The sequence below is a fragment of the Streptomyces sp. NPDC058307 genome, assembly GCF_042880295.1.
Taxonomy (GTDB): domain Bacteria; phylum Actinomycetota; class Actinomycetes; order Streptomycetales; family Streptomycetaceae; genus Streptomyces.
In genome coordinates this window covers 72,770-99,132 of the sequence record NZ_JBHVYZ010000016.1, presented here as the reverse complement: position 1 = coordinate 99,132, position 26,363 = coordinate 72,770, and the positions used below count along the sequence as shown (strand labels likewise).

At 68.3% G+C, this 26,363-nt stretch carries 35 protein-coding genes and 1 pseudogene; 10 read left to right on the top strand and 26 right to left on the bottom strand.

Going from position 1 to position 26,363, the window contains the following annotated elements; all coding sequences use genetic code 11:
* Positions 1 to 64 precede the first annotated feature (64 nt).
* Both ACFVYN_RS14720 and ACFVYN_RS14715 read right to left on the bottom strand, forming a co-directional pair.
* Positions 65 to 964: an LLM class flavin-dependent oxidoreductase gene (locus tag ACFVYN_RS14720; RefSeq protein WP_389997570.1), complete on the bottom strand. Its 900-nt coding sequence runs from the start codon at positions 962 to 964 to the stop codon at positions 65 to 67.
* Positions 965 to 1,004: 40 nt separating this feature from the next.
* On the bottom strand, positions 1,005 to 1,586 hold the full coding sequence (locus ACFVYN_RS14715; protein WP_389997567.1) for a dihydrofolate reductase family protein: 582 nt from the start codon (positions 1,584 to 1,586) through the stop codon (positions 1,005 to 1,007).
* Between the two features lie 66 nt (positions 1,587 to 1,652).
* Here ACFVYN_RS14715 and ACFVYN_RS14710 point away from each other — a divergent pair, with 66 nt between their 5' ends.
* Positions 1,653 to 2,015 (top strand): DUF192 domain-containing protein, encoded by a 363-nt coding sequence (locus ACFVYN_RS14710; RefSeq protein WP_389997565.1) that lies wholly within the window; start codon positions 1,653 to 1,655, stop codon positions 2,013 to 2,015.
* Positions 2,016 to 2,049: 34 nt separating this feature from the next.
* Here ACFVYN_RS14710 and ACFVYN_RS14705 read toward each other — a convergent pair whose 3' ends face one another.
* Both ACFVYN_RS14705 and ACFVYN_RS14700 read right to left on the bottom strand, forming a co-directional pair.
* Positions 2,050 to 3,057, bottom strand: coding sequence for an alpha/beta hydrolase (locus tag ACFVYN_RS14705; protein WP_389997562.1), 1,008 nt, complete (start codon positions 3,055 to 3,057; stop codon positions 2,050 to 2,052).
* A gap of 144 nt (positions 3,058 to 3,201) precedes the next feature.
* Positions 3,202 to 3,723, bottom strand: coding sequence for a type VII secretion system-associated protein (locus ACFVYN_RS14700; protein WP_389997559.1), 522 nt, complete (start codon positions 3,721 to 3,723; stop codon positions 3,202 to 3,204).
* Between the two features lie 269 nt (positions 3,724 to 3,992).
* Here ACFVYN_RS14700 and ACFVYN_RS14695 point away from each other — a divergent pair, with 269 nt between their 5' ends.
* The 4 genes from ACFVYN_RS14695 (at position 3,993) to ACFVYN_RS14680 (ending at position 7,785) form a co-directional block, all read left to right on the top strand.
* Positions 3,993 to 4,316 (top strand): hypothetical protein, encoded by a 324-nt coding sequence (locus ACFVYN_RS14695; protein WP_389997556.1) that lies wholly within the window; start codon positions 3,993 to 3,995, stop codon positions 4,314 to 4,316.
* Between the two features lie 18 nt (positions 4,317 to 4,334).
* Positions 4,335 to 5,714, top strand: coding sequence for a hypothetical protein (locus ACFVYN_RS14690; protein ID WP_389997554.1), 1,380 nt, complete (start codon positions 4,335 to 4,337; stop codon positions 5,712 to 5,714).
* An 83-nt stretch (positions 5,715 to 5,797) separates the two neighbouring features.
* A complete protein-coding gene (gene mycP, locus ACFVYN_RS14685; RefSeq protein WP_389997551.1) occupies positions 5,798 to 7,129 on the top strand; it encodes a type VII secretion-associated serine protease mycosin in 1,332 nt (443 codons plus the stop codon).
* Between the two features lie 311 nt (positions 7,130 to 7,440).
* A complete protein-coding gene (locus ACFVYN_RS14680; RefSeq protein ID WP_389997548.1) occupies positions 7,441 to 7,785 on the top strand; it encodes a DUF4333 domain-containing protein in 345 nt (114 codons plus the stop codon).
* 88 nt (positions 7,786 to 7,873) lie between these two features.
* On the opposite strand, the gene ACFVYN_RS14675 is transcribed toward ACFVYN_RS14680, so the two are convergent.
* From ACFVYN_RS14675 to ACFVYN_RS14660, 4 genes are all read right to left on the bottom strand, one after another.
* Complete coding sequence (locus ACFVYN_RS14675) at positions 7,874 to 8,380, bottom strand: hypothetical protein (protein WP_389997545.1); 507 nt, start codon at positions 8,378 to 8,380, stop codon at positions 7,874 to 7,876.
* A 56-nt stretch (positions 8,381 to 8,436) separates the two neighbouring features.
* A complete protein-coding gene (locus ACFVYN_RS14670) occupies positions 8,437 to 8,925 on the bottom strand; it encodes a hypothetical protein (protein WP_389997542.1) in 489 nt (162 codons plus the stop codon).
* Between the two features lie 75 nt (positions 8,926 to 9,000).
* Positions 9,001 to 10,296: a hypothetical protein gene (locus tag ACFVYN_RS14665; protein WP_389997539.1), complete on the bottom strand. Its 1,296-nt coding sequence runs from the start codon at positions 10,294 to 10,296 to the stop codon at positions 9,001 to 9,003.
* Positions 10,297 to 10,369: 73 nt separating this feature from the next.
* Entirely contained in the window at positions 10,370 to 10,708 is a 339-nt protein-coding gene (locus ACFVYN_RS14660) for a hypothetical protein (RefSeq protein ID WP_389997536.1), read from the bottom strand.
* Positions 10,709 to 11,023: 315 nt separating this feature from the next.
* Here ACFVYN_RS14660 and ACFVYN_RS14655 point away from each other — a divergent pair, with 315 nt between their 5' ends.
* Positions 11,024 to 11,359 carry a hypothetical protein gene (locus ACFVYN_RS14655; RefSeq protein WP_389997533.1) on the top strand — a complete coding sequence of 112 codons (336 nt, stop codon included), beginning with the start codon at positions 11,024 to 11,026 and terminating at the stop codon, positions 11,357 to 11,359.
* A complete protein-coding gene (locus ACFVYN_RS14650) occupies positions 11,335 to 11,751 on the top strand; it encodes a type II toxin-antitoxin system VapC family toxin (RefSeq protein WP_389997530.1) in 417 nt (138 codons plus the stop codon). Before ACFVYN_RS14655 ends, ACFVYN_RS14650 begins: the two co-directional genes overlap by 25 nt.
* Before the next feature lie 281 nt (positions 11,752 to 12,032).
* On the opposite strand, the gene ACFVYN_RS14645 is transcribed toward ACFVYN_RS14650, so the two are convergent.
* The 17 genes from ACFVYN_RS14645 to ACFVYN_RS14565 all read right to left on the bottom strand — a co-directional run bounded on the left by ACFVYN_RS14645 (position 12,033) and on the right by ACFVYN_RS14565 (position 24,577).
* Positions 12,033 to 12,605: a DUF4240 domain-containing protein gene (locus tag ACFVYN_RS14645; RefSeq protein ID WP_389997527.1), complete on the bottom strand. Its 573-nt coding sequence runs from the start codon at positions 12,603 to 12,605 to the stop codon at positions 12,033 to 12,035.
* 146 nt (positions 12,606 to 12,751) lie between these two features.
* Positions 12,752 to 13,372 (bottom strand): OmpA family protein, encoded by a 621-nt coding sequence (locus tag ACFVYN_RS14640; protein WP_389997524.1) that lies wholly within the window; start codon positions 13,370 to 13,372, stop codon positions 12,752 to 12,754.
* Positions 13,373 to 13,380: 8 nt separating this feature from the next.
* Positions 13,381 to 13,959 carry a hypothetical protein gene (locus tag ACFVYN_RS14635; RefSeq protein ID WP_389997521.1) on the bottom strand — a complete coding sequence of 193 codons (579 nt, stop codon included), beginning with the start codon at positions 13,957 to 13,959 and terminating at the stop codon, positions 13,381 to 13,383.
* Positions 13,960 to 13,993: 34 nt separating this feature from the next.
* Entirely contained in the window at positions 13,994 to 14,602 is a 609-nt protein-coding gene (locus tag ACFVYN_RS14630) for a pilus assembly protein TadG-related protein (protein WP_389997719.1), read from the bottom strand.
* Entirely contained in the window at positions 14,599 to 14,760 is a 162-nt protein-coding gene (locus ACFVYN_RS14625) for a Flp family type IVb pilin (RefSeq protein ID WP_167368204.1), read from the bottom strand. The genes ACFVYN_RS14630 and ACFVYN_RS14625 overlap by 4 nt, the downstream gene beginning before the upstream one ends.
* A 112-nt stretch (positions 14,761 to 14,872) precedes the next feature.
* On the bottom strand, positions 14,873 to 15,667 hold the full coding sequence (locus ACFVYN_RS14620; RefSeq protein WP_389997519.1) for a response regulator: 795 nt from the start codon (positions 15,665 to 15,667) through the stop codon (positions 14,873 to 14,875).
* 1 nt (position 15,668) lies between these two features.
* Positions 15,669 to 17,066: a sensor histidine kinase gene (locus ACFVYN_RS14615; RefSeq protein WP_389997516.1), complete on the bottom strand. Its 1,398-nt coding sequence runs from the start codon at positions 17,064 to 17,066 to the stop codon at positions 15,669 to 15,671.
* Between the two features lie 11 nt (positions 17,067 to 17,077).
* Positions 17,078 to 17,965, bottom strand: a complete 888-nt coding sequence (locus ACFVYN_RS14610; RefSeq protein ID WP_389997716.1) for a DUF5936 domain-containing protein — start codon at positions 17,963 to 17,965, stop codon at positions 17,078 to 17,080.
* A 16-nt stretch (positions 17,966 to 17,981) separates the two neighbouring features.
* On the bottom strand, positions 17,982 to 18,926 hold the full coding sequence (locus ACFVYN_RS14605) for a type II secretion system F family protein (RefSeq protein WP_389997513.1): 945 nt from the start codon (positions 18,924 to 18,926) through the stop codon (positions 17,982 to 17,984).
* 12 nt (positions 18,927 to 18,938) lie between these two features.
* Positions 18,939 to 20,276, bottom strand: coding sequence for a CpaF family protein (locus ACFVYN_RS14600; RefSeq protein WP_389997510.1), 1,338 nt, complete (start codon positions 20,274 to 20,276; stop codon positions 18,939 to 18,941).
* A gap of 13 nt (positions 20,277 to 20,289) precedes the next feature.
* A complete protein-coding gene (locus ACFVYN_RS14595) occupies positions 20,290 to 20,643 on the bottom strand; it encodes a TadE/TadG family type IV pilus assembly protein (protein ID WP_389997506.1) in 354 nt (117 codons plus the stop codon).
* A 1-nt stretch (position 20,644) separates the two neighbouring features.
* On the bottom strand, positions 20,645 to 20,968 hold the full coding sequence (locus ACFVYN_RS14590) for a pilus assembly protein (RefSeq protein ID WP_389997713.1): 324 nt from the start codon (positions 20,966 to 20,968) through the stop codon (positions 20,645 to 20,647).
* A gap of 44 nt (positions 20,969 to 21,012) precedes the next feature.
* Positions 21,013 to 22,263, bottom strand: a complete 1,251-nt coding sequence (locus ACFVYN_RS14585) for a CpaE family protein (RefSeq protein WP_389997503.1) — start codon at positions 22,261 to 22,263, stop codon at positions 21,013 to 21,015.
* A 9-nt stretch (positions 22,264 to 22,272) separates the two neighbouring features.
* Positions 22,273 to 22,980 carry a Flp pilus assembly protein CpaB gene (gene cpaB / locus ACFVYN_RS14580; RefSeq protein WP_389997500.1) on the bottom strand — a complete coding sequence of 236 codons (708 nt, stop codon included), beginning with the start codon at positions 22,978 to 22,980 and terminating at the stop codon, positions 22,273 to 22,275.
* Positions 22,981 to 23,047: 67 nt separating this feature from the next.
* Positions 23,048 to 23,893 carry a hypothetical protein gene (locus ACFVYN_RS14575; RefSeq protein WP_389997710.1) on the bottom strand — a complete coding sequence of 282 codons (846 nt, stop codon included), beginning with the start codon at positions 23,891 to 23,893 and terminating at the stop codon, positions 23,048 to 23,050.
* A gap of 163 nt (positions 23,894 to 24,056) precedes the next feature.
* A complete protein-coding gene (locus tag ACFVYN_RS14570) occupies positions 24,057 to 24,374 on the bottom strand; it encodes a zinc ribbon domain-containing protein (RefSeq protein WP_389997707.1) in 318 nt (105 codons plus the stop codon).
* Between the two features lie 14 nt (positions 24,375 to 24,388).
* The gene (locus tag ACFVYN_RS14565; RefSeq protein ID WP_389997704.1) at positions 24,389 to 24,577 is read right to left on the bottom strand and encodes a helix-turn-helix domain-containing protein; all 189 of its coding nucleotides are present in this window, start codon (positions 24,575 to 24,577) and stop codon (positions 24,389 to 24,391) included.
* Between the two features lie 46 nt (positions 24,578 to 24,623).
* Here ACFVYN_RS14565 and ACFVYN_RS14560 point away from each other — a divergent pair, with 46 nt between their 5' ends.
* Positions 24,624 to 24,776, top strand: a complete 153-nt coding sequence (locus ACFVYN_RS14560) for an Arc family DNA-binding protein (protein ID WP_359388296.1) — start codon at positions 24,624 to 24,626, stop codon at positions 24,774 to 24,776.
* Positions 24,777 to 24,844: 68 nt separating this feature from the next.
* Here ACFVYN_RS14560 and ACFVYN_RS14555 read toward each other — a convergent pair whose 3' ends face one another.
* Entirely contained in the window at positions 24,845 to 25,243 is a 399-nt protein-coding gene (locus tag ACFVYN_RS14555; RefSeq protein WP_389997497.1) for a hypothetical protein, read from the bottom strand.
* A gap of 123 nt (positions 25,244 to 25,366) precedes the next feature.
* Between ACFVYN_RS14555 and ACFVYN_RS14550 the strand changes: the two genes are divergently transcribed.
* Together ACFVYN_RS14550 and ACFVYN_RS14545 are read left to right on the top strand one after the other, a co-directional pair.
* On the top strand, positions 25,367 to 25,873 hold the full coding sequence (locus tag ACFVYN_RS14550; RefSeq protein ID WP_389997494.1) for a SigE family RNA polymerase sigma factor: 507 nt from the start codon (positions 25,367 to 25,369) through the stop codon (positions 25,871 to 25,873).
* Positions 25,874 to 25,925: 52 nt separating this feature from the next.
* Positions 25,926 to 26,363, top strand: a pseudogene (locus ACFVYN_RS14545) (hypothetical protein); the annotation flags it as partial.

The following is a 26,363-nucleotide window of genomic DNA, read 5'->3' as shown; positions in this document are numbered from 1 at the left end:
ATTTTTCGGCGCTCGGTCGGCCGGTGCACAAGACGCTCGTTCAGCCGGCGCACTCAGAGGGGAATCAGGGCACCAGCGGCCGGACTTCGCGGGCGGCGAACCGTACGAAGCCCTCCGGGTCGGGTTCGTCGGCCGTCGGCTGGAGGACGACCGTGTCGGCGCCGGCGTCGGCGAGCCGCTGTACGGCCTTGGCGACGGCGTCCGCGTCCCCGGCGACACCGAGGTCGGGGACGTCGGCGATGCCCTCGTCGGTGAGTTCGGCGCGCAGCCGGGCAGCCGCGTCGGGTCCGGTGGCCGTGGTGTCGGCGGTGGCGTCGGTGGCGGTGAGGAGATAGACGACGACCCGGTGCGGATCCGTCCGCCCCGCCTTCTGTCGCCCCTCGTCGATGAGCCGCCGGGCCCGGCGGACCCCCTCGGGCGGGGTGCCGGCGGTGAGCACCGTGCCGTCGGCGGCCTCGCCCGCCAGGCGCAGGGTGCGCGGGCCGGTGGCCCCGGTGAGCACCTCGACGGGGCCGTCGGGCGGCCAGTCGAGGGCGACGTCGTCCAGGGAGACGTACCGCCCGCGGGTGGTGACGCTCTCTCCCGCCAACAGGGCCCGCAGCGCGAGGAGATGCTCGCGCAGCAGGGTGAGCGGCGACTCCGCCCGCGCTCCCACCTGCCCCATCCAGTCCTGCACACCGTGCCCGATGCCGAGGACCGCCCGCCCGGGGAACATCCGGTGCAGCGTGGCCGCCTCCATCGCGGTGATGGCGACGTTCCGCAGGGGGACGGGGAGCAGGCCGACGCCGATCCGCACCCGCTCGGTCCAGGCGAGGGCGGCAGCGGCGGTGGAGATCCCGCCCTCCCGGAAACAGTCCTCCCACAGCCAGAGCTCTTCGAGCCCCGTCTCGTCGGCGAGCCGGGCGAGGGCCCGCAGCCGCTCGGGAGGGAGTTGGGGACGGAACACAGCGCCGAGTCCGGTCATGCCGCCTTCCTACCCAGGACACAGGACCGGGACAACTCCTTTACGCGGCCGTGCCGTTCTCCTGTTCCGGCTCGTACCGCAGCAGTACGACGCCGTTGCCGAAGGTGTGCGACTCGACGAGCCGGAGGGAGGTCGGCGTGTCGCTGTCCGGGAAGAGCGGCTTGCCCCGGCCGATGAGGACGGGGTGGACGTAGATCCGCAGCTCGTCGACGAGGCCGTACCGCAGAAAGGTCTCCGCCACACCGGCCCCGCCCAGGGAGAGATCGCCGCCCGGCTGCTCCTTCAGCGCCCGGACCTCTTCCGGTACAACCTCACGGACGAGGGTGGAGTTCCAGTCGACGTGCGTGAGCGTCCGGGAGTAGACGACCTTTGGGAGGTCCCGCCAGATCGGGGCGAACTCCCTGACGGACGCGGGGGCTTCGGGGTCGGCGTCGGCGGTGGGCCAGTAGTCGGCCATGAGCTCGTAGACGACCCGGCCGTGGAGCAGCCCGCCCATCCTGGCGACCGTGGCGTTCATGTGTGCGTGCAGCTCGTCGTCCACCCGATGCCAGCTGATGTCGCGGTCGGGGCCCTCGATGTAGCCGTCGAGGGACATGGACATCATCAGGACGATTTTCCGCATCGGACACCTGACCTGGGAGCGCGGTGGAGGATGGGCTGCCACGGTACAGCTGGGAGGTGCTCCGGGATGGGACGCTGGCGGGACGGGCGAGGCAGGCTGGTGGTGCACGGGGAGCGGGACGGCTTCTCCGTACCGCTGGAGATCGCGACCTCCTACCGGGCCCGCACCCGGGGGCTGCTCGGGCGGGACTTTGTGGACGGCGCGCTCCTGCTGTCCCCCGCGGGCAGTGTGCACACCTTCCGGATGCGGATGCCCATCGATGTCGCCTACCTCGACCGCGGCCTGCGGGTCATCGCCGTACGGACCATGAAGCCGGGGCGCCTGGGGCTGCCGCGGCTGCGTGCACGGCATGTGCTGGAGACGGAGGCCGGGGCGATGGAGGGGTGGGGGGTCCGGGCGGGGGTGCGGGTGGAGATCTCGGTGGAGTAGTGACGCGCGGAATCCCCATGCGTAGGAGCTTCCCTCAGAGAGTCCATGGATTCCGGCCGATACGCGCACCGAGACCGTGGAGGACGTTGACCACGGGGGACGGGTCCGCCGGGCCGAGATGGCCCGCGGTCGGGAAGTCGTGGACCGTGAAGCGGTTGTGCGGGGTGAGGGCGTCGGCTTCCGCGATCATGCGGTCCTGGAGTTGCGTGGCCACGGTCCTGTCCTTGCCGAAGCGGAGATAGGTGCGCGGGAGGCGGCCCCAGGTGGTCGCTCGGCCCACCGCCCGGTCCGCGTACGCCGCCATCGACTCATCGGTCTGCATTCCCTCCAGCACGCGCAGGAACTGCGCGTCCGTGTGGTCCGCGCAGATCATCTTCTTGAAGGCGGCCAGTTCACGGCGGTCGGAGGTACGCCAGTTGAGGCGCAGCACCCCCAGTTTCTCCGGGTCGCCGACCTGGTGCAACGGGTTGAGGGCGTGCTGCCCCTCCGGGGAGGACGCGCAGTCCATCAGGGACGGCATGGTGCGGCTCGGGCAGAAGGCGGCCATGTAGCAGATGTGGTCGAGCAGTTCGGGTACGGCGTCGGCGACCCGGCTCACCGAGGCACCGCCCATGCTGTGGCCGACCAGGATCACGGGGCCCCCGAGTCGTGCGGCCCGGCGTACCGCGCCGGTGACGCGCCGCTCGAAGTCGTCGAGGGTGAGGGCAGCGACCGGCGAGGGCTCGGTCGCGAGGGCGCGCAGGTCCTGTGCCTGGTACGCCTTCGGGATGAACTTCTCGGTGCCGTGCAGGGGTTGGTCCACGGCGACGACCCGGTGCCCGCGCAGCGCGAGCTCCCTGCCGATCGCCGTCCAGAACGCGCCGGCGCTGTGGGTGCCGTGGACGAGGACGTACGTCCGTACGCGGGACGGGTGAGGTGTGGCGTGCGCGGATCCCGCACCTGTACCTGCGGCGAGTGCGGCGGCACCCGCCACACCGGCGAGGCCCCCTAAGGCCCGGCGCCGCGAAGTTCCTTCGGGATGAGGGTTCTTGTTGTCAGTCATACCGATGAGGCTAGGAATCACCGCGGTGTCACACGATGGCCCTGGACACCCGGTCGAGGGTGTACTTGCCGACACCGCGGACAACGTGGACGAGCCTACCCAGCGGGAAGACGAGCGCGGCGGCGAACTGTCGTACCGCCGCCGTCAGCCGAACGCGCTGACCGCGAGGTCCGACGACGGGATCCACAGACTCGGACGACTGCCGGTGTTGATCGCCACGTCGCACCCGTACAGACCCTTGGCCAGCTCCCCGCCGTTCATCGCCCGCACCTGCCGACCGTCGTCGGGGACGTACTGGGTACTGGTGTAGACGTCCAGGAAGCGCTCGCCGTCTTCGCCCCGGCGGAAGCGGAGTTGCCTGCCGTCCGCCTCGACCGACACCAGCAGGGTGCCTTCGCGGAGGGCGTCCAGGAGTGCCTCGGGCGTGCCGCGGCGCGATCTGAAGGCCTGCAGCGTGCGCTCCATCTCGTTCTGCGGGGGGAGGTACCGCAGCGCGGTGAGGGTGGGCTCGTAATCGGGGTTGCCGTAGTAATCGCCGATCTCACCGTGCTCGTCGATGAGCCTGCTGCCCAGTTTCCCGTGGTCCGGTACCTCACCGTGCGGGTTGTAGGCCGGATCGATGGCGTACAGCGTCCTTCCGGGCCAGCGCCGAGCGGAAAGCCGCATTTCGTCGGTGACCTCGGTGGCGAGGATCTTCGGACCGCGCAGAGGAACGCGCGCCGCCTTGAATCTTGCTTGTGTGCAAGGTGAGTTGAGTTCATCGTGGTCTCGTGACGGAACGTTGTGATGTTCGTTCTGTCTGTGGTCGCCGGTAGAGTTGGAACAGGTCAGGGCTGGTCGGAGCGGGTGCCGCCCGTCAGCGATCGTGACGCGAGCACGACAGGCACGACCCGACCGACCGCGAGTGACGCATCGAAGTAAACGGGGAGCTGGGCATGGCCGAAGAAGTGAGCGTCGATCTCGACGAACTCGAGAAGACCGTCACCGCGTTGAATCAAGTACTGAGCGATCTCGGCAAGGCGAACACGGACACGGCGACCAACACGTACCTCCCGGAAGGCGCCCTCGGAACCGGCTTCGACGAGGCGCACAAACTCGCCAACGCTCACAGCGAGATGAAGACGTACATCGAGGACGTCGTGAAGTACCTCAACACGGTCATGGACGAGTTCGGGCGCAAAACGAAGTACACGCACGGGGCGTACCAGGACACGGACTACGCGGCGCAGGCGAGCTTCCCGAACGCGGGTACGCAGTGATCGAGGGGGCACACATCCGTGGCTGACGGCGACAAGTACATCGACTACGACTACGTCGAGATGAACAAGTGCTTCAACGAGAAGCACACGACACCCTTTTCCGGCGGCAAGAACATGGACGAGATGAAGGCCATGGTCCGCCACGCCAGACCGGACCTCGTGGAGGACGTCGTCACGGGCTGGAAGGGCGTACAGGCACAACTGACCGCGATCCAGCGCGACTTCGAGAAGGAGGTCGCCCGCATCCAGGAACACTGGAAGGGTGCGGCCGCCGACGGGTTCGCCGCGAAGGCCACGCAGGTCAGCAAGAGCATCGGCGACACGGCCAAGTACGCCGGGCACACGGCTCTGGCGATGGCGAACGCCGCCGCCATTCTTGGCAAGGTCCAGCCCGAGGTCATGGCGATGGAGAAGCCGGGCAGGGTCTCCAGTTTGTTCAACAGCGCGGGGGACGGGTTCACCCGCAGCGGGGAGGGCACGGACAAGGACATCGCCGCCGGAATGGGCGCGCAGGAGGTCCTTGACCGCAACGAAGACGACCTGTCGGCGGGGCGGGAGGCGCAGCTGAGCATGGCCGCGAAGATGGAGACGTTGGGGGCTTCTTACAATTCGCAGGCGAAAGCTATGGGGTCTTGGAACAAGCGCCCAGTACAAGACGGTGGGCATGACGTTCCGGGGGATCCCGGTGGCATTACGCCCACCCCGGTGACCATTCCGTCGGCCACCTCGCCCCGAAATCGACAGAACGTTTCGGCCGGTACTACCCGGCACACCCAGACTGACCCCATCAGTCAGTCGAAGTCGGTGACCTCCCCTTCAGGCATCACCGGCGGAGCACATCAGTCGACAGCACCAGTACAGAACGTAGGCACGGCGATTGACGGAATCTCCGGTGGCCACGCCGGTACGCCGACGGCCAGTGGCGGAGGCTTCCTCAATGGTGGATCCTCTGGCGGCGTCGGTAGCGGTGCTGGCTTCGTCGGTGGTGGCGCTGGCGTCGTCGGCGGCGTAACTGGCGCTGCGCGCGGAGCGATGGGTGGCCGACCCGGTGTGGGCGGCATGGCCGGCCGCGCTGGAGCAGGCGCGAGTGCGGGCCGGAGCGCACGCCCAGAGGGCTCAGCTCGCCAGTCGGGTGGAATCAGCGGTGGGACACCCAAGGCGGCTGCGGGTACAGGCAGAGGGACTGCCGGCGGCTCGGGCCTGCACAGCAGCCGCGGTGCCGCGGGTCGGGGAGCCAGCGCCATCCGCAAGGGCGGAATCGCGGGTGCACCCAACGGCCGCAACGGTCGCTCCGAGGACGCGGAGCAGCGCGAGCGGGAACGTCCCGACTATCTGGTCGAGGACGAGGAGACCTGGACCCCGCAGCGTAATGTGGCGCCTCGGGTCATCGAGGGGTAGCAACACGGCGTGCTGCAGTTGGTAGGAAGGTGCGGGGACACCCTTCTCAGGGAAACCTCGCACCAGCCTTGGAGAGGACACACATGGGCTTCGCTCTAGTAATTCGAACAGCGGGCTGCGCCGCATTGGCAGGTGCGACGCTGTTTTCCTCTGCTCCCCTCGCGACTGCGGATCAGATCAGGGATATGCAGTGGGCGCTCAATGCACTCAACGCTGAATCCGTCTGGAAAATCTCAGAGGGAGAAGGCGTCACTGTTGCCGTCATTGACAGTGGAGTAAATGCCGATCACGTCGACCTCCAGGGAAACGTGCTCAAGGGAAAGGATTTCCTCGACGGAGGCAGCGCAACCCCGGAACCAGGGACAGAAGTAGATCATGGAACAGCCATGGCATCGATCATCGCCGGCCACGGGCACGGAACAAACGATGGAGTGATAGGCCTGGCCCCGAAGGCGAAGATCTTGCCTATTCGCGACTATGGAACAGACGGTCCGGGGCTGCCCACTTCCATCCGATACGCAGTCGATAATGGCGCAGACGTGATCAACGTCTCTGAATGTTTCGACTCCACCGATCAAGACGAGCTCGATAAGGCCTCTGCGGCAGTCGCATACGCTTTGAAGCATGACGTACTAGTTGTGAGCTCCTCAGGAAACGACTCAGAGAAAGGCCAAAAGTGCTACCCGGCAGCATCCCCGGGCGCACTGGGGGTAGGCGCAGTAAAGAATGACGGGTTCACCTGGGAAGGTTCAAACTCGGGTGATTTTGTCTATTTGACCGCACCTGGCACTGACATCGTCAGCGCGAAGGGGCAAGGTAACGGGTATCGCAGCGGCACTGGTACTTCAGATGCTGCCGCTTACGTCTCCGCAGCAGCCGCCCTCCTCCGATCCAAGTTCCCCGACCTGACGGCAGGCCAGATCGCCAACCGCCTGGTCAAGACGGCGGCGCTCCCTGACTCAGAGAAGGGCCTCTCGCTCCCGGACAAGAGCTACGGCTATGGCATCATCCAGCCCCTCGCCGCACTGAAGGACAACATCCCGGCCGGCTCGAAGTACGGCCCCTTGACCGTCCCGGAGTCCTTGAAGGAGAAATCCGCCGCTCCCGCACTCGGCGCATCCGACGACGAGCAGGAGAAGACGAACCAGAAGGCCGTGATCATCTGGGCTGTCATCGGTGTCGTGGGACTGGCCGTGGTCGGCCTGGTCACCCTCCTGATCGTGAAGCGATCCAGGCGCGGCAGAAACAGCAACGGCGGGCCCGTGGGGTATGACACTTCCGTCGGCTACCCGCAGTACGGCCAGCAGCCCTACCCGCAGCAGAACCCGTACCACCAGCCGGTCTCACCGCAGCAGCCCAATCCGTACCAGCAACAGCCCACCCCGCCCCAGAGCCAGTGGCCGCCCCAGCAGTAGCCGCACGTGCGGTCACGTCGGCAACCCGGGGACCACGTCGACCAGCCTCAGAACCTCCGGCCGAGGCAGTGAGCGCTGCTCCGGCCGAGGCTCGTAAGTTGGATTGGATATTCGGGTTGGGTGGGCTGCGGTCTCCACGCAGCAGTCGCCCTCACGTCCGCCGAGTACACGGCCTTCGCGCGGACGGCACTTTCTCGATGGAGCCGGGGCGGGCGCCCGTTGAAACCAATAACCAATGAGATACCCGGTGAAATCGACTACACTTCTCGCTATCTTTTCCCTTGATCGAACGATAGGAACTCGTTACATCAATGAATAGATTTCCTGCTGGAACTTCTCTCTTGGCAGCCGCAGCGGTCAGCATGTTGCTCGCCGGCTGCTCAGCCGCGGTCGATGCTGAAAAGTCTGAGCCGAAGATGTCTGCGAAAAAGGTAGCCACCCTGGTGTCTGAGAAACTGGCCTCCACAACGGGACGGCCAAAACCCGACGTCAGCTGCCCCGAGGATCTCGTCGGCAAGGTCGGCACCACTATGCGGTGCAAGCTGACAGCCAATGACGGAAGCACCTTGGGCGTGACGATCAAGGTGACGTCTGTCAATGGAGACCAAATCAACTTTGACTTCGAAGCCGACAAGACGGCTTCCCCCGCGAGTTAGTCACTCAAGGAAGTCCGAAGGGAACAAGGAGTCCCGGTCGGCAGAGAGTCTCAGGTTCTCGATCCGCAAGAACGCCGACGCGACTGTTTCACAGTCGGCCGGAGACGACTCCGCGCCAGGTCCAACCAGACTTCAAGACAACGCTTTGGAGCGGATCCTTGAGGTCGTCGCTGTCGAAGCTGAAGGTCTCTTCCCGACTGCCGTCCTCGCCCCGGCTCAGCGACCACTGCTTCGTGACGGTCTTCACCTGTCCACGCTGAGCCTCGCGCGCCAAAGAGAGCCTCGGCGTGTCCCCGAGCCACTCGACCTCGAATTGCTGGTCAAGCGCACGGACTTCGTTCTTCTCCGGGACCAGGCGCATATGAACCTTGAACACTCGGCTCAGTTGGCTGCGAAGGAAGAATGTCCGCCAAGCCGGCTCCAAAAGACGCCACTCGGCCACCAGGTCTGCACCCTCATCACGGCCGTCCCGGATGGCGTATGGAACGTCAGCGGTGTTGAGGCCGAGCAAGGCAGCACGCACCTCTTCGGCGGACAGCGGAGCAATGCCATCGGCCGGACGCTTGGTCCCGGTCAGCTTGTCGAAGAGTCCCATGGCGTCAACATAGGAGGCCACAGGTTGCGGGTGCAAGGCCGATGTGGCCTACTGCGTTATTCAGTGCGTGGCCGGACTGTGCGCACGAAGTCCTCGAAGTCACCCAGAACAACCGGGTGCTGGGCTGCCGTAGATGTCAGCACCAGGCGGATCACCGCCCGATTGTGCGGATCTGCGATGTCCAACAGGGACAGATACACCTGAGTCTGGACAACGTCGCGGGGCGTGCCGCCCAGACTGGTAGATACGGCCAGCTTCTGGAGAAGGCCGGGAGCTTCCGCAGAGCCCATTTCACGTCGATCAGTCAGGACGACCGACGCACCGGTCTCGCGCAACCGCTCTACCGACCCGTCAGCGATGTCGGGAAGCACCGCCGAGTCCGGGCGGTACTCACCATCGATCGTGATATTGGCGGTAAAGTCAGCATCCGGTTGAAGATACAAGGCAACGAACGCCGCCCCTGGCGCACCGACCTTGTCCGGTGGTGCCGCGCGCCAGCCGTCAGGCAGCTCGAACTTGATCGGTACGGGCAGGGTCGTCGCCATATCGGTCTCTCCTTGCTCTTGTTGCTCGCTTACCGCGGTTTTGGTAACCCGGAGGCAGCGATGCGGAATCCTGCATCAGATCAGGCTGCCGATCCCGTCGGCGATATCGCCGGCGGTGTCTACGACCTTTCCCGGATCGACGGTGAACTCAAAGCCGACGGCACCGCCGAGTCCGAAAGCGACACCGGTGTGTGTGGTGATCTTCCACTTGCCGTCTTCGGCCTTGCCGACGGTCGCTTCCCCCTCGGCCCCGATACCGGCCCAGCCTTCAGCCGTCGCACCAGCAGCGATACCGCCGACGTCGGCACCTCCTGAGGCGCTGCCCTTCGCGCCGGCGAAAGCATCTCCCCCAAGGACCAAGCCCTCACGGTTGGCAGTGGCAGTGCTGCTTGCCTCCACTCCACCCATACCGTCGGCCCGTCCGTAGAGGCCGACAGGACCGAGGTAGGCGCTGCCCTTCGCCGCGGCCTCGCCACCGGCGAAGGCGCTGCTCTGACTCTGAAGGCCCTCATTTGTGGCGGCACCGCTCACCGATGCCTTGGCCCCTGCGTACGCCTCAGCTTCTCCGGCAAGCTGGAACGAGCCGTTGGTGAGGGTCCCTTCAGCCGATGCACGGCCGAGATCAGCGTGCGCCGCTGCCTCCCCCAGCGAGCCATCCCCGGTACTGGGCCCGGACGCCGATACGCCGGCCGCAAGGCCAGAGACCTCTGCCTCACCTTCGGTGACCCACCCATCTGTCCCCGTTTTGGCGCTCTTCTTCTTCAACTCGGCCGCACGGGTGGCGCTCGCATTGTCGAGAGACGTTACGACCTTGGAGTTGAAGGTGTCCGTGTAGCCGCCCAGGTCGCGGCGCAGGGCCCAGCACGCCGTTTCGTCGGCGTCGGCGGCCTGTTGGAGGACGGCCTCGATGCGGCGGGCGAAGGCGTCACAGGCCTGTTGCTGTTCGCGGATGAGGGCCTGGCCGTCGGGGTCGTGGTGGGCCCAGGTCTGCTGGTTGGCGTCGTTGCGCGGGGTGACGACACCCGTGGCGCTGACGTGCAGCTTCTGCTTCGGGGCCGCTACCTCGGCGAGGTGCTTGAGGTCGTCTTTGGCCTTCTGCAAAGCGCTGTGGAGGGAGGTGAGGACACCGGCGATGCCCTGCGCCTCCTTCTGGGCGTCCTCGAACTCCTGCTGGGCGGCGCGGACATCGCTGTCCGCCTTGGCCGCCGTCAGAACGGGCTGGTGCCAGCCGGCCTGCTTGAAGGGCGCCGCGACCTCGTCGCCGTACGCGGTGTGCAGGCCCTTGAACTTGGAGGCCGTCTCACGCCAGCGGTCGGCTGCCGCTTTGAGGTTGCTGAGGTTGAGGTGGTACAGCTGCTCGTACGTCGGCATGGCTGTGGTGGGTCCCCGTGGTGTGGTGATCGCAGATGACGGTGGTGGGATCGCGTCAGCGTCAGCGTCAGCGTCAGCCGAATGGTGACGGCTTGGCGGACAGAGAGCGCATGGTCTGCGTGTTCGCCGTCTCCGTGCTCTGGTAGAGCAGGCCCGAGCCGCCGCACTGGCGGGAGAGGCCGTCGCACTTGGACGCGAGCGCCGAGACCTGGCTCGACCAAGTATCCGCCAGGCCGCTGAGCGCTGCGCCGAGGCCGCCGTCCCAGTTGCCGCTGCCGAAGTCCTTGGATGCCGAGCGGGTCTCGTCCACCGGGTGGGCGCCTGTGGTTCGCGTCCGTCCCGCCATCTCCTGCGCGCCGGTGCCCGCGCGGTTCAGTGCCGCCGGATCCTCGATGTCCGTGCCGCCCGACATGCCGTATCCCCCAGTTCGCTGCCGCCCCTCATCATCCGGGGCTTTCGATTTGTTACGCGCATCGATTAGCGGTGAGCGAGTAAAAATATCACCGTGGCGGGACTGCCTTTCCGGGGCTTTGGCCGGATTCCGACCTTGACGACACAGACAGGGAGGGGACCGCAGCCGTTGCTCTCGCACACACGCGGCGCCCACCAGGCGGTGCGCGTCGCCCCACCACCGCCGGGAACGCGGGCCGGGCAGGGTGACGCGTCGACAACGGAGACCTACCCGTCACCCAGGGTAGGTTGCCACATCTTTTGCTACTCTAGTTTCATGGATTCTGCTGAGCAGTACGGCAAGGACGAGGGCCCGGCGCAGAAAGTCAGCGTGTCCATGCCCGCGGGCCGCATCGCTGCGGTCAAAGCTCGCGTCGGAGCACGCGGCTTCTCCGCTTATGTGAGCGCCGCTGTCGAGCGACAGATACAGCGTGATCTTTTGGAGGAGCTGCTTCAGCAGAAGGAAGCCGAAATCGGGCCTCCCTCCCCCCAAGTCGAGGAGTGGGCCGCGGAAATCTTCCGGGAGGCCGAGACCCTGGCAACGAGTGAACGTCTCACCGACGATCGTAAGGAGAACAGCGGTCCCGAATGGCTCGCACCCAAAGCCAGTTGAACCATGGCGTGCTGCTCCTCGACAGTCAGGGGCTGAGCAGGTTCATGGACAACGACCCCCACGTCACCGGGCTGATCCGCATGGCGCAGGCCAAGGACACCCTCGTCGCCGTGAGCAATCTGACCCTGATCGAGGCGTGGCATTCCAAGGTCCGCATGGATCGCCTGCGGTGGCACGTCTCCCGCCTGGAGGTCCTGCCCGTCACCGACACCATCACTTGGTGCGCCATCGACCTGCTGCGGAACGCAAATCTGCATGGACACAAGTACGCCATCGACGCGGTCGTGGCCGCGACGGCTCTGGGCTACGCCGGCCCGCGCATCGTGGTGACCTCCGACGTGGATGACCTGACCAAGCTCTGTGGAGATCGAGTCCTTTCGGTCGGTATCTGAACTCCCGCCTCAAGCGGCCTCGATCGCAACAGGGAAGCGGTGGCTCCCCTGTTCAGGGTCTGCATTGCACGACCGCCGGCGATGCCGACTGGCGGCGAAGTGTCGGCGCCGGAAGGCAAACAGCGGCCATGCCCGGCTTCCCGTCATCGCAATACGGAGTCGCTGGCTGGCCAGGTCTGTCGTGAGGGTTCATCAGCGGGAGATTCGTTTTCGCATCGAGTGCCGGGCTCCGTCCGTCGACGGCCGACCTGTCGAGAGGGCATCTCGCTGTCTGTCGGTGCTCAGCCTGGTGTATCGAGGAGGTACAGGGCGGCCAGTCTCGGGAGCCGGCGTCGCATTTCATCGGGGTCATCGAAGTCAAAGTCTTCGCCCATGTCTACGGAGTCCTGGCCGGAACAGTCCCGTGCGGCTGCGTACTCGTCCCAGGCGACGTAGAAGTCCTCTTCACCTCCGGTGACGCGCTTGAACGCGTCGCCGGCCGCGTAGTTGACGTCCTCGTCGAACACGGCTTCATCGTCGTTCGCCCCTGCGGCGGCGATCACCGCAGGATGCTCAGCGAGACTGTCCGGGCAGGCCGCAGCCCTCTCGTACCAGCCGCGGCCGAGCGCGATCAGGCCGGCGCGGAAGTCCATGAAGCTGTCGTCCGAGCAGCCGCCGCCGATCAGGTAGGCGGCGGCCCACACGTCCCATCGGTACACGGCGTCATGCATCTCGTCGAAGCGTTCCTGGTAGCAGAGGATGTCGGCCTTGGTACGGGCGGACAGCTCATCGACCAGGGCTTCGACAAAAGGCATGTCTGGCGTGCCGGCCGAGCGAGCGGCCTCGATGATGCTCCAGAACTCGGCAGTGTCCATGGCTGGGCACTCTGCCAGTCAGGTCTGACAACGGCTCCTGTTGAAGCGGACGGCCTCCAACGTAATCACAGTGCCGCCCAAGCCGACTCGCCCGCCGATTCCACCGGAGTCACGGGGCGGACAGCCAACCCCATACTCCGCGCTGGTCAGCCTTCCCCTCGCGGGAACGACACCTCCACCCGCCGGTTCTTCTTGCGGCCCGACTCCGTCGAGTTGGAGGCGATCGGGTAGTCCTCGGAGTAGCCGCGGACCTCGTAGGTGATGCCCGAGTCCTTCAACTCCTGGTCCAGGACGTCCTGTACGGCGTTGGCGCGCTGGCGGGAGAGGGTCCGGCCGTGGGCGTAGCTGCCGAGGTTGTCGGTGAAGCCGAAGACACGGATCTGCGTGGCGTTCTGGTTCTTGATCTCCGCCGCGATCGCGGAGATACGGGCCTTCGCCTCACCGTTCAGCTTCGCGCTGTCCTTGCCGAACAGGACCTCTGCCTGCAGGGCGAACTTCACGTCCGCGTTGGTGTCCTCGCGCCGTTCGTCACCGCTCTGGTCCTCCACGACCTGCTTGATGTCCAGGACCTTCGGCTCGGCGAGGGTGGCGCCCTCGGGCAGCTTCAGGTCCGGGTCGTTGGGGTCCACCTCGACGGGCGCGGTGGCGGAGGGCTCGGTGCCCGGCGGCACGCTGGGGCCGCCGTCGGCTTGCGCGGCGGGGAGGAACACGGCCGTGAGGAGCGTGGCCGCGGTCAGGGTGAGGGCGAGGCGGGGAGCGGTGGTCATGGGGTGCCTCACCCGGAGATCTGGATGGTGGCGGAGGCGAAGGTGGGGAGTTGGAAGGTGACGTCGGTGGTGGTCGTCGGGGGGGCCGGGAACTGGGCGAACACGGCCAGGGATTCGCCGGGTTGCAGGGATGAGAAGCCTGTCGTCGTCAGTGGTCGACCGTCCGTGTCGCGCAGCACGTAATAGCGCTTCTTCGAGGCGGCGTCCACGAGGGTCGCGCCCCCGAGCGACATGCCGTGCCGGAGGATCTCCGTCTCGTCTCCGCGCACTGCGGGGGGAACGGTGATGCGCTTGGAACCGTCGTTCTTCAGGTTGCCGTTCACCGTGACGAAGCCACCCGCGTCCCGAGTGGCCGAAGTGATCTGGAGCAGCAGTCCGCTCGAGCCCTTCAGCTCCGCCATCGGCTCGTCGGACTCGCCTTCCTGAGTACTCGGGTCGGATCCGCCCGTGCGGGAGACCGAGGCCGATGCCTCCGGCTTCTTGTCGTCGCCTCCACCGCTGCAACCGGCCACACCGACGGCCAGTCCGGCCGCGATCGTCAACGCGACCATCCCCCTGCGGGCCTTCGCCGTGAACCGAATGCTCATCGCTGCGCTTCCTTCACCACTCGTGGTTCGCTTGTCAGTCAGCCAGATGAACGTCGAAGAGGTCCTCGGGCTTTGGCAGATTCTCCGGATCCGTCGGGTCCGGAGTCCACTCACCGCCGTCGCACTTGAGCGTCGGCAGCACGTGCGTGTCGGCGTCCGCTCCCGGTGGGTCGAAATCGCAGACCGATTCGATGACGGCGGTGGCCTGCTGTACGGACTTCTTGTCCTCGATGCCGGGGACGATGGAATCACCGACGGTCTTGTTGGTCGTTGCCTCGACCTTGTAGCCCGGGGGCGTCCCCGGCAGCACCGGCAACTCCGCGCATACGACCGTGGCGTCGTTCTGTGCCGCCAGTTGGTCCGCCCGTGGGCAGCCGTCGAACGGCACCCCGACGCCGTCGAAGATGTCCCGCCACTTGGTGGGGTCGAGGATGTTCTCCACCCACTTGTCGGTGAGCTTGTCCCGCGTGTCCAGGGCCGCCGCCAGCGCCGCCGCGTCGGCCGCCGTCTGGGCGCCGTTCCGGTTGGCCCCGGCCTGGCCGACCGCCAGGAAGGCGAACGCCAGAAAGAGCAGGCCCGCCACCACCGTGATGTAGATGGGGAAAGCCTGCCCTGCGTCGTCGTATCTACGAAGCCCGGTCAGCCGCTGATGACTTCGTTGACCTTGTCCACGATCGCCGTATAGATCGTGTTGCCGATGTCCGTCCCCGTGATCGCCAGCACGATCGCCACCACCACCGCGATGATGCCCAGGTACTCGACCGCGGTCTGACCCTTGTCGTCGTTGAACCGGTTGCTCATCGTGAGACCCTTCGGTGTCGCCGCCATCGACAACCGGAACGTAGACCCGCGGATCCCGGTCGGCGCAGGGCCCCTGGGCCCAAATCCGGGCCCAAGCTCGCATGGTCACGGCTCACCCCACCCCTCGGCCCGAACTCGGGGCGGTGCCCAGCCACTTCGCGGCGGCCTCGGAGCGGCTCGTGCTGTGGAGCTTGGCGAAGATGCGGTTGATGTGGTTCTTGACCGTCTTCTCGCTGATGAAGCAGGCGGCGGCGATCTGCTGGTTGGTCATGCCGGATGCGATGAGGTCCATGATCTCCGCCTCCCTCGCGCTGAGTTGGAAACGCGCCCTGTCCGATGACGACTGTCCCACAGATGGTTGCAGTTGCGAAAGTCCTTTTAGGGCCACTGTCTTTGCTGGGTAAGGCAGATGCTGATTTACGTGTGCATTCGCATCGCGTAGTTGCGTCAGCAGGGCGCTCGCCGCCGTGGGCGTGAGGTGGGTGCGGCCCCGCGCGGTGTCCCGTACGGCCAGGACGAGTTGGTCCGCCGTGAACTCGCCGTGGACGAGGTAGCCGTCGGCTCCCCTGCGCAGCGCCTCCTGGACGGTCTCCGGTTCTCCGCTGTACGTCAGCATCAGCACCGGGGCGATCGGCACGAGGTACGGGAGCGCCGAGATCCCGTCCACGCCCGGCATCCGGACGTCCAGCAGGACCACGTCCGGGCGGTGCCGGCTCGCGGCCTCGTACGCCGCCCGGCCGTCCGCCGCTTCCGCCACGACCGTGATGTCCTCGCGATCCGTGAGGAGGGCGGTGAGGCCCGCTCGGACCACCGGGTTGTCGTCGGCGACGACGATCCGGACGGGGGTGGGCGGGGCCGTCGGGAACAGCGCGATCGGTGGGGTGGGGGGCTGGGGGTCGTCCGGCATGTCAGGGCCTCCTCTCGAGATCGGGTGGGGGGCAACGGTCACCCTGCGGGGGTGACAGGGGCAGCTCCAGGAGTACTTCCGTGCCCTTCGCGTCCGCGCCCCCGCCGATGTGGATACGGGCGCCCACCGACTCGGCGCGTTCCACCATGCCGACCAGGCCGAAGTGGCCGGAGCGGCGGAGTGCGTCGAGGGTGGTGTCCGGGGGGAGGCCGCGGCCGTCGTCCTGGACGCTGATGCTGAGCAGTTCGTGGTCGGCGTCGACGTCCGCCGTGACGTCGACGCGGGTGGCCTCGGCGTGCCGGTGGGCGTTCTCCATAGCCTCCTCGGTGATGGTGAGGAGCTGGCGGGCCACGGGGTGCGGGACGGCGAGCGCGGAGTGGGGGTGGGTGGGGGCCTGGTACGTCGCCTCGAGTGCCGTTCGGGCGCTGAAGTTTCTTGTGCGGGTGGCGAGTTCCTCCAGTACGTCCGTGGTGGGGGCCGGGTCCCGGCGCAGGTCGGTGAGGAGTTCGCGGGACTCCGTCGCCGCTCTGCGGGCCGCTCGGGCCACCAGTTCCGCTTGCCGCTTCAGCAGGGCCGGGTCGGGGGCGGGGGCCGCCGCCGAGGCCGCCAGGCCCTCCGCCGCCAGGGCCACGCCGTGCAGGGTCTTCGCCACCGAGTCGTGCATCTCCCGCGCCAGCCGGGCCCGTTCCTCGCTGATCGCCTCCGTCACCGCCAGGCGGGCCTTCATCGCGGTGAGGGCCTGGGTCGCGGTACCGAAGCGGAGCAGGAGGTTGCGCAGGGTGGAGCCGACCGCGCCCGTGATCACACAGAAGCCCGGGAGGAGAAGGACGTCGGCCGGAGTCGTGTTCGCGTGCGGAAGAGCCGTCTGGGCCAGGAGCAGGATCAGGGACTGCAGGGACGCGAAGACCGCGGCGCCCCGCCAGCTGTAGGCGATGCCGGCGAGGAGGGGGGTGCAGACACTGACGTACGCGAGGGTGGTGTCCGGGCCCGCGGAGATCAGGAGGAGGCTGCCGAAGAGGGTGTCCGCGGCCAGGAGGGTGGGGTGGCGCAGGAGGAGGGGGCCGAAGCGTTCCCAGTCCCTGAAGAGGGCGTACGACACCATGAAGGTGACGACGACCGCGGCGCCGACCAGGCGGGTGCCGAGGCCGGGGCCCGCGTTGAGGAGGGCGGCGGGGGCGGCCAGGGCGATCATCGCCAGGCGGAAGCCGAAGACCTGGCGGCACATCGCCTGCAGGGCGTTGACCTGGATGTCCAGCGCGGGTACGCCGGAGGGGTCCAGTGCGGGTACGCCGGAGGGGTCCAGTGCGGGTACGCCGGAGGAGTCCAGTGCGGGCACGCCGGAGGGCCCCACCCGGCCTTCGGCGGGATGGGTGTTCCCGCGCGCACCCGTCGTCGACATCGCCCCGCCCCCTACTTCCCCGTGATCGTGCCGAAGTCGGTGCCCGAGCCGAGCAGCAGCCCCGCGGCCAGCAGGAGCATCGTGGCCGGGACCATGAACGTGGTGATCATCATGGTGGCCTTGGGGACCGCGCGGGCGGCCTTGCGGCGGGCGTTCTGGGCGTCCGTGCGGCGCATGTCCTTGGCCAGGGAGACCAGGGTGTCCACGATGGGAGCGCCCAGTTCCTCGCCCTGCTGGAGCGCCGTCACGAACATCGCCACCTGTTCGGAGTCGTTGCGGCGGCGCAGTTCCGCGAAGGCCTGGCGGCGGCTCATGCCGAGGTCCATCTGGCGCAGCGTGATGTGCAGTTCGTCGGCCCAGGGGCCCTCGTACTTGGAGGCCACCCGGTCCAGCGCCTGGCGGAAGCCCAGGCCCGCGCTGACCACCACCGCCAGCACGTCCAGGAAGTCGGGGAGCGTGCGCTCGATGACGTCCTTCCTGACCCGGATCGCCGACCAGATGCCGACCTCCGTCCAGAACGCCCCGAAGGCCAGCAGGAGCAGGGCCACCAGGATCTGGCCGCGGAGGAGGAAGACCAGGAAACCCAGGGCGCCGAGGAAGCCGTAGACCGCCCTGCGGGCCGCGTAGCGGTGGATGGTCAGGCCGCCCGGGTTGCCCGCCAGGTCGATCTTGCGGCGGTATTTCGCCACCTGTTTGGGGCCCATCAGCCGCAGGACGGCGGGCGCGTAGCGCATGCCCATGCGGTCGACCAGGGAGTCGACCGCGCCGGTGCGGGTCGATCCGACCTCCAGGGCCAGCATCAGGTCGCTCGGCAGTTTCGCCTCCGCCCGGTACATGCGCAGGCCGGCGAAGACGCCCCACACGCTCACGGCCATCAACAGGGCCAGTCCGAGACCGATCACAGCCACCCCCTCCTCAGATGTCGATCCGTGACAGGCGGCGGATCAGGATGAATCCGACCGCGTAGAGGGAGAACGCGATGATCACCGCCCCCTGGCCCAGCGGTGAGCCCGTCATCCGCGCCAGCGCGCCGTCCTTGACGCCGTTCATCAGGAACAGCGAGCCGATGCCGAGGACCGGGACCGCGTACGACGTCATGTTCACCTGGGAGAGCTGGGTGCGGACCTCGCGCCGGGTCTCCTTGCGTTCCTCCAGCGTCTCGGTCAGGTTCCTGAGGGCGCTGACCACCTGGCCGCCCGCCCGGCTCGACAGCACCAGGGTCGTCACCAGGACCACCAGCTCCCGGGACGGCAGCCGCTTGGCCATCTCGTCCAGCGCGTCCTCCATCGACACGCCGACCGCCAACTGGTTGGCCACGTTGGCCAGTTCCTCCCCGGCCGGCGCCTCCAGCTCCTCCGCCGCCATGCCTATCGCGGTACGCAGGGCGAGGCCCGCGTGGGTGGCGTTGGCCAGGATGCGGGCCAGTTCGGGGAGTTGGTTGATGAACTTCTCGATGCGCTTCTGACGCTGCCAGTTGAGGAACTGCACCGCCGCCCAGACGCCCGCCAGGCCGGCCAGCGGGCCGAAGAAGGGCGCCAGGGCCGCCTGCCCGACCAGCCACAGGCCTCCGACGAGCCCGATCATCGCGGCGAAGAACTCACCCGGCGTCACGTCGAGACCGGTCGCCGCCAGCCGCAGTTCCAGCTGCCGGCCGAGCCGGGTGCGGCGCAGCCTGCGGTCCAGGTCCCTGAAGTGCCGACGGCGGCCGGTGTACGGCACCTGGCCCGCGGCCGACAGCCGGTCGACCAGTGCCGCCCGCTGCGCCCGCCCCCTGGCGTAGAAGTGGACGCCCACGACGGCGAGCGCGCAGGTCACCAGGGTGGCGCCGATGGTGAGTGTGACGAGGGTGTGCAGGTCCATGGGGGGTGCGTCCTACCTGGCTTCTCGGAGGGCCAACTGGGCCGCGGACTGGGCCACCCCGAAGGCCTGGGGGGTGGGCTGACTCGCCATGTACAGGCGGTCGACGGTACGGCGGGGAAGCGGGAAGTACTCGAACCGGCCGTAGATCTTGCCGTCCGCCGCCATGGGCTGGGCGTTGAAGCGGGCCACCGTGGCCAGCCGGTACGGCTCGCTGCCGTGGCTGTCGAGCAGGGCGATCTCGGTGATCCGGCGGACGCCGTCGGCGAACCGGGTGAGCTGGATGATCACGTCGACCGCGCTGTTGATCTGGTCGTGCAGTGCCTCGAAGGGGATCTCCACCTCCGACATCGAGGCCAGGGTCTTCAGCCGCATCAGCGCGTCCTCCGCGTTGTTGGCGTGGACCGTGGCCAGGGAGCCGTCGTGGCCCGTCGACATCGCCTGGAGCATGTCCAGGGACTCGCCGCCGCGGACCTCACCGACCACGATCCGGTCGGGGCGCATGCGCAGCGAGTTGCGGACCAGGTCGCGGATGGTGACCCGGCCCTGGCCCTCCACGTTCGGCGGGCGCGACTCGAGGCGGACCACGTGCCGTTGCTGGAGCTGGAGTTCGGCGGAGTCCTCGATGGTGATGATCCGGTCGCCCTCCGGGATGAGCCCGGACAGCGCGTTGAGCAGGGTCGTCTTCCCCGTGCCCGTCGCGCCCGACACGATGATGTTGAAGCGCGCCTGCACCAGGCCCGCCAGCAGGTACAGCATGTTCTCGTCGAGGGAGCCGAAGCCGGCCAGTTCCTGCAGCGTGTAGGAGCGGGGGAAGCGGCGGATCGTGAGGATCGCGCCGGTCAGGGAGAGCGGCGGGATGATGACGTTGACGCGCTCTCCGGACGGCAGGCGCGCGTCGACCATCGGGTTCGTCTCGTCGACCCGCCGGTTGACCGTGGAGACTATTCGCTCGATGGTCTGCATCAGCTGGTCGTGGGAGGGGAAGCGCAGCGGCAACTGCTCGACGCGGCCGCCGCGTTCGACGAAGATCGAGTCCGGGCCGTTGACCATGATCTCGGTGATGGAGGCGTCTTCGAGCAGCGGCTCCAGGATGCCGAGGCCGAGCGCCTCGTCGACCACCCGCCGGATCAGCTGCGAGCGTTCCACGGTCGACAGGACCGGGCCCTCACGGCTGATGATGTGCCCGAGCACCCGCTCCAGGCGGGCCCGGCGCTCGGCCGCCGCCAGCGAGCTCATCTCCGCGAGGTCGATCTCCTCCAGGAGCTTGGCCCGGTAGGAGGAGACCAGGTGGCCGTCCTCGCCCCGGCTGCCGTTCTCCTCGGGGGTGTTGATGCGGGACCGCAGACTCATGGGGGTACCTCGTTCAGTGGTCGAGCGGCATGGTGGCGGTCTTGACTGCGGGGTCGAAGCTCCAGCCGGGGACGATCGACGGGATCCGGACGGTGGCGGTGACGGTGACCGAGTCGCCGCCCCCGCCCTCGGCGCAGTCGACGGACAGCCAGTCGCTGATCGCGTTCACACAGCCCTCCTGTGCGCTCAGATCCAGCGAGGCGGCCCGCGCCCCGGCCCTGGCCGCCGTACCGGCCTGCTGGGCGGTGTAGGCGATCAGCCCGATCTGGACGCCCGCCATGGCGACGAGGATCAGGATCGGGATGAAGCCGAGGTATTCGATGGCCACCTGACCGCGGTCACGCGTGCTCTTCGAGGCGTACGACATCTCAGTCCTTGTCCTCCTCCACCGCGCCCGCGTGGCCGTCGACCTTGAAGGGGAAGGCGATCGCACCCGGGAACAGGACCGGGACGTCGAGGTGGACGTCGGCCGTGACATAGCCGCCGCCGGTGCTGCACGAGACCTGGCCGCTCCAGGCGCCGGGCAGCTTGTCCAGTCCCGCCTGCTCGCACGCGGCCTCCCGCTCCCCCGGCGCCGCCGCCGTCGCGGCCCGTACCGCCTCGTCCGCAGCATTCCCCGCGAGCGAGAACGTGTACCCCAGCAGGACGAACTGCCACAGCAGCACCAGCGTGATCAGGATCAGCGGGGTCATCCCGAGGAACTCGATCGTCACCTGTCCCTCGTCCCGCCGCCCGCTCACCTCCCGAGCTCCTTGCGGCGCCGAAAGGTCAGGGCGCCGCGCTCCCGGCCGCCGTTGCGATGGGAGTTCGTCTCCGTGCCCTTGACCAGGCCCAGTTCACCGGCGAGCGTCCACAGGGCCTGCTTGACGGTGCCCTTGGCGTCGAGTTCGTGGACCCGGCCCGCGTCCACCGCGCCCTGGAGCTCCTTGAAGTTCGCCGGGATCACGGTCGCCGCGACCCCCGTGCCGGTGATCTTCTGGATGAGCGCGGGCTGGATCTCCGTACCGCGGCTGTGCCGGTTGACGACGACCGTGGTCTCCTCGGCCTTGCGGACCTGGAGGCGGTCCCACATGCGCACGGCACGCTTGGCGCCGCGTACGGCGACCACGTCCGGGGTGGTGACCAGCAGGGCCGTGTCGGCCATCTCCACGACCGCCGCGCCGGCCCCGCTGAGCTGCGCCCCGCAGTCGACGACCACGACCTCGTAGCGGGAGCGCAGGGCGCTCACGATCTGGCGGGCGGCGCGCTCGGTGACCTCCTCGCCGCGTTCGCCCTCACCCGGGGCGAGCAGCAGCGCGACGCCGGTGTCGTGGGGGAAGACGGCGTCGGCGAGGACGCGCGGGGAGATGTCGGTGATGGTGGCCAGGTCGACGACCGAGCGGCGGAACTGGACGTCCAGGTAGGAGGCGATGTCGCCGGTCTGCAGGTCCAGGTCGAGCAGGGCGGTGGTGCGGCCGGAGGCCTGGGCGGCGAGGGCGAGCTGGATGGCGGTGGTGGTGGCGCCGACGCCGCCCTTCGCGCCGCTGACCGTGACGACGGTGCCGCCGACGCCGGTGAACACGTCGGTGACGGCGCCCAGGTGCCGTCGTACGCCCGTCGACCACTGGGCGACCGCCTGCACCCGGGTGGCGAGCTCCTCGTAGCCGAGCGGGAGGGCGATGAGGCCGCGGGCGCCGTAGTCCATGGCGGCCTGGAAGAGGCCGGGGCTGACGTCGGAGGTGACGAGGATGACGCCGACGGCCGGGAAGCGCAGGGCGACCTCACGGATCAGCTCCAGGGCCGGGACGGGACCGATGCGCTCGTGGACGACCACGACCTCGGGCAGCTCGTCGATCGACTCGGAGGCCAGGCGCGCGAGGGTGTCGATGAGCTGCGTGGAGTCGGTGACCGGGGCGACGGGCTCGGCGTCCGGGAGCTGGCTGAGCAGCGTGGTGAGGGAGCGGACCGCGTCCGCGTCGCCGACGGCCGGAAGGATCCTCGTGGGCATGGCGGCCTCTCACTTGTCCTTCGCGAGTTCGTACGTGCGCTCCCGCTCGGGCACGGTCCCGGTCTCGCCCGGCGCCACCAGGGCGAGCCGGACCCGCTTGGCGAACGACTCGGCGTACGTGATGCGCTGGGCGTCGAGGGCGGAGAGGGCGAAGGTGATGGGGCGGGCCTCGGTCGCCGCGCGGGTGCGGTCGTCGGCGTCCGGCTGGAGCGGGGTGAGGTCGCCGACGTCGAGGACCCGCGCGTTCGTCACGATGATCTTGGACAGGTCGGGATCACCCTCCCGCTGTCCCTCGAAGGTGGCGTAGACGTTCACCGCGGAGCCCGGCGTGATCTTGCCGGCGACGCCGGTCGCCGCGTCGATCATGATGGCGACCTCCTGCTGCCCGGGCTGCAGGGCCGGCTGGTCGACGATCATGTCGCTCTGCAGCAGCGAGCCCGCTTTGAGGGTCGTCACGGCGATCTTGTCGCGGATGTCCGCGAGATCGGTGACCGCGTTCGCCGACAGCCAGCGCTCGGGCATCTCCGTCTTCTTGAACTGGTCCGCGGTGAGCCGGGTGTACGGCGGGATGCTCTTGCGGACCTCGTACGCCGTGACCTCGGGGCCGACCTTGGACTTCACGTCGTCGATGACGGACAGCACGCCGGCGAAGGCCGCGAGGGCGCCCAGGACCGACAGGAGCAGGAGTATCACGCCGCGGCGCTGACGGGAGTTCATTGAACCGTACAACCTCGTTGGGGGGCTAGGTCGAGCGGAATCGGGGACGGGTGTGATCCGGTGCGGCTCACCCGGCGGGCAGTTGGTACTGGGCGTGCTGTTGCTGCTGATGCTGCTGGGGAACGGGCGTCACGGGTGCGGTGGCCGAGCAGAAGACGCAGCGGTCGCCGATGACGTCGATGCCGCACCAGTGACAGATGTTCTGCCGTACCGAGGTGACCAGTTGGTAGAGGACGGACAGGTCGGGCAGGAAGGTGCAGAACTCGATCAGCTTGCCGGTGCCCCACCACTCGGCGGACTCGGCGGGCAGCGGGGTCTCGCGCAGCCCCTGGATCCGCCAGGACTTGGCCAGCGTCCCGGAGACCCAGTCGGACTGGAGCTGGCCGCGGGCGACGAGCATCGAGGTGGCGAACTCCGGGCCGGCGAGGGTGGCGTCCGGGGCGATCCTGACCAGCTGCGGCTGCGGGTGGGCGAGCACGGCGAACTGACTGCCCGGCACCCAGGACTTGGCGTGCGACCGGAGCCCGACGGGGACCCGGTCGAGCTTGGCCACCGAGCCGAGGAGCGCGCCCGCGTGGAGGTAGTGGGTGAGCAGCCGGCCCGCCGAGGCGAGCACGCCGGGGCTGAGGTCGCAGGAGGCGAGCTGTCTCAACTGGCGGGCCAGGACGGCGACCCCGAGGGGTGGCAGTTCGGGCTGGAACAGGGCGATCCGGTCGCTCTCCAGGAGGGACCGCACGGTACGCAGCCGCTGGTCCACCGCCGGGGGCACGGCACGGGAGTACACGACGACGACATGGCCGTGCTGGTCGATCAGCGTCTGGAGGGCGGCGAGCGAGTGGTCGAGCGGCTGCCGGTCCAGGCCGTCGAGCACGACGGCGGGCAGGGTCCGCTCGTCCTGCGCCGCCAGCGCCATGTCGGCGCCGGTCACTGCGATGGCAGTTGGCACGCGCGCCTCCCGTTTCAACCCACCCCTGTCGGCTCACCGGCGCTTACCCCGGCGCACCGAGTCGACTTCACAGCGTGACTACCTGAGCACTTTGACATCCTCCCCCCCTTTAAGAGAAGGGGATTCCAACTCAGATGAGTTGAGGTTCACGGACGCTCGACAGGCAGTCCGGCCGTGTCGTCCCTCCGGCACGGGCTGAGCGCCCGGGTCTTTCGACCTGTCCTGCCGCGACATTGACTGCTGCGTTGGTGTCTGCGTTGCAGGTGAACCCACAGGCCACACAGACGAACTCGGCTTGGCTCTTGCGCGAGCTCTTCTCGATCCAGCCGCAGGCACTGCACCGCAGAGACGTGTACGGGGCCGGTACGTCCTCCACCCGGCCAGGTGCCTTGTCTTCTGTACGCCACCGGAGAAGGCCCCACCCCTGGGCGAGGATCGCCCGATACATTTCGGCCTTCTGTCTCACATTCTTGCCAGGCTGATCGACCGTTCCCCTGCCATCGTCAACTGTCGGCACTGTTCGGCGAAACCAGGAGCGGTTCTCTTGCCCCTGCGCCAGTGAGAGTGCTGCTCGACTGCGAGGTTCCACACGTACCGGGCATGCGCACAGTGGTCGAGCATCACGTGCTCCTGCTGTGGCGTCGGGTACATGCGGAAGCGTGACATGGCCTCAATGTAGCCTCACACTGAGGTCATCATGGTCAATTTCACATTTCGCATCCCTGATGATCTCTACGCCGATCTCAAAGAGTTGGCCGCGGCAGATGATCGCTCCGTCAACTCCGAGCTGCTTCACCTCGTGCGTCGCGCGGTTGGAGAGCGCGAACTCCGTGCTGCGGAGGAGTCGTAACAGCGCCTCGTCTTCCGTCGTGAACAACGCCCCGGGCTACTGACAGAGTTCAGCAATCGGGCCTCAGCTCATCCCGTGGGCCGGTAATACCCCAGTACCGGGGCCAGCTGGGCGAACCACCTGCTCAGCGGGTCCCGGCCCTTCGCGTCCACGACGCACTCGTAGAAGCGGCCGTCGAGGTGGACGACGGCCATCATCAGGGTCTTGCCGTTGGGGCCGGCCTTGTAGTGGACGCTGCGGATCTCGTGCCAGGGGAACTCGGCCGAGTGGCCGTGGTCCTCGAAGGCGACGCCCGCGGAGTCGACGACGATGGAGTTGTGGCGGTCGACGGCCATGAACTCCGGGCCCTCGGGCACCTCTTGGGGCGGCTGAGGGGCGAAGGCCGACGGGGGCGGCGGCGGGCCGAAACCCGGCGGGGCGCCGTACGGGTGGGGCGGGTTGCCGTAGGGCGGTGGCGGGGTGGTCATCGGCAGCCGTTCCCTTGCGTCGCGGAGTGCTGGCAGGTCATGTGAAACATTCTCCCCGCCCCACCGCGTCGGTGAAGTGAGGACCTCTCAAGACGGCCGGGCGCACAGCACCAGGGGGAACACATGAGACAGGCCCGCGCGGACGAGTACGCGGAGTTCGCCGCTGCCCGGGCCGGACACCTGTACCGGTCGGCGTGTCTGCTGACCGCGGGTGACACGCATCTCGCCGAGGACCTGGTGCAGGAGGCGCTCGGGCGGATCTACGTCCGCTGGAGCCGGATCTCCCACGTCGGCAACCCGGCGGCGTACGCGCAGACCGTCCTGGTCCGGGTGTTCCTGACCCATCGGCGCCGCCGCAGCAGCGGTGAGCGCGCGACCGACGTCCTGCCGGAGGTGGCCGCCGTCGGGGTCGACACGCCCCTGCGGCTGACGCTGCTGGACGCCCTCGCACGGCTGCCCGCCAAGGACCGGGCCGTGGTCGTCCTTCGTTACTGGGAGGACCGCTCCATCGAGGAGACCGCCGGTGTCCTGAACGCCAGCGCGGCAGCGGTCCGCACGCGCTGCACCCGAGCCCTCAAGCAGTTGCGCGAGCTCCTCGGCGAGGACATCGGCGCCTACGCCCGGCCCTGACCGGCCCCCTGACTTCCCTTTCGTCCGACCCGACCGGAACGGTGGCTCCCCCATGCTCGCAGACCAGCACACAGACCCCTTCGAGGAGCGGCTCACCGCCGCCCTGCACGAGACCGGCGGCGGGTTCGACACCGACCGCGCGTCCCTTGCCGCGCGCGGCGCGGTGCGGGGCCGGCGCAAGCGGTTCGTGCGGCGGGCCGCCGTCGCCTCGGGCGCCGCGAGCGTCGTGGTCGCCTGCGTGGGCGGGGCGCTGGTCCTGCGGCCCGGCGGTACGGCGACCGAGGCCGTGCCGTCGTCCCTGACGGCCTCCGCCGAGCCGAAGCCGAGCGTCACGGCCACGCCCGCGACCGGCGAGCAGATGATCAGGACCCTCAAGAGCCTGTTGCCGAAAGGGGACTTCAGCGAGGAGCGCGGACGGGGCACCGAGCCGACCGACGGCCTGAAGGTGCCGGCGCCGTACGCCGGGCTCGTGTTCGACGACGGCAAGGGC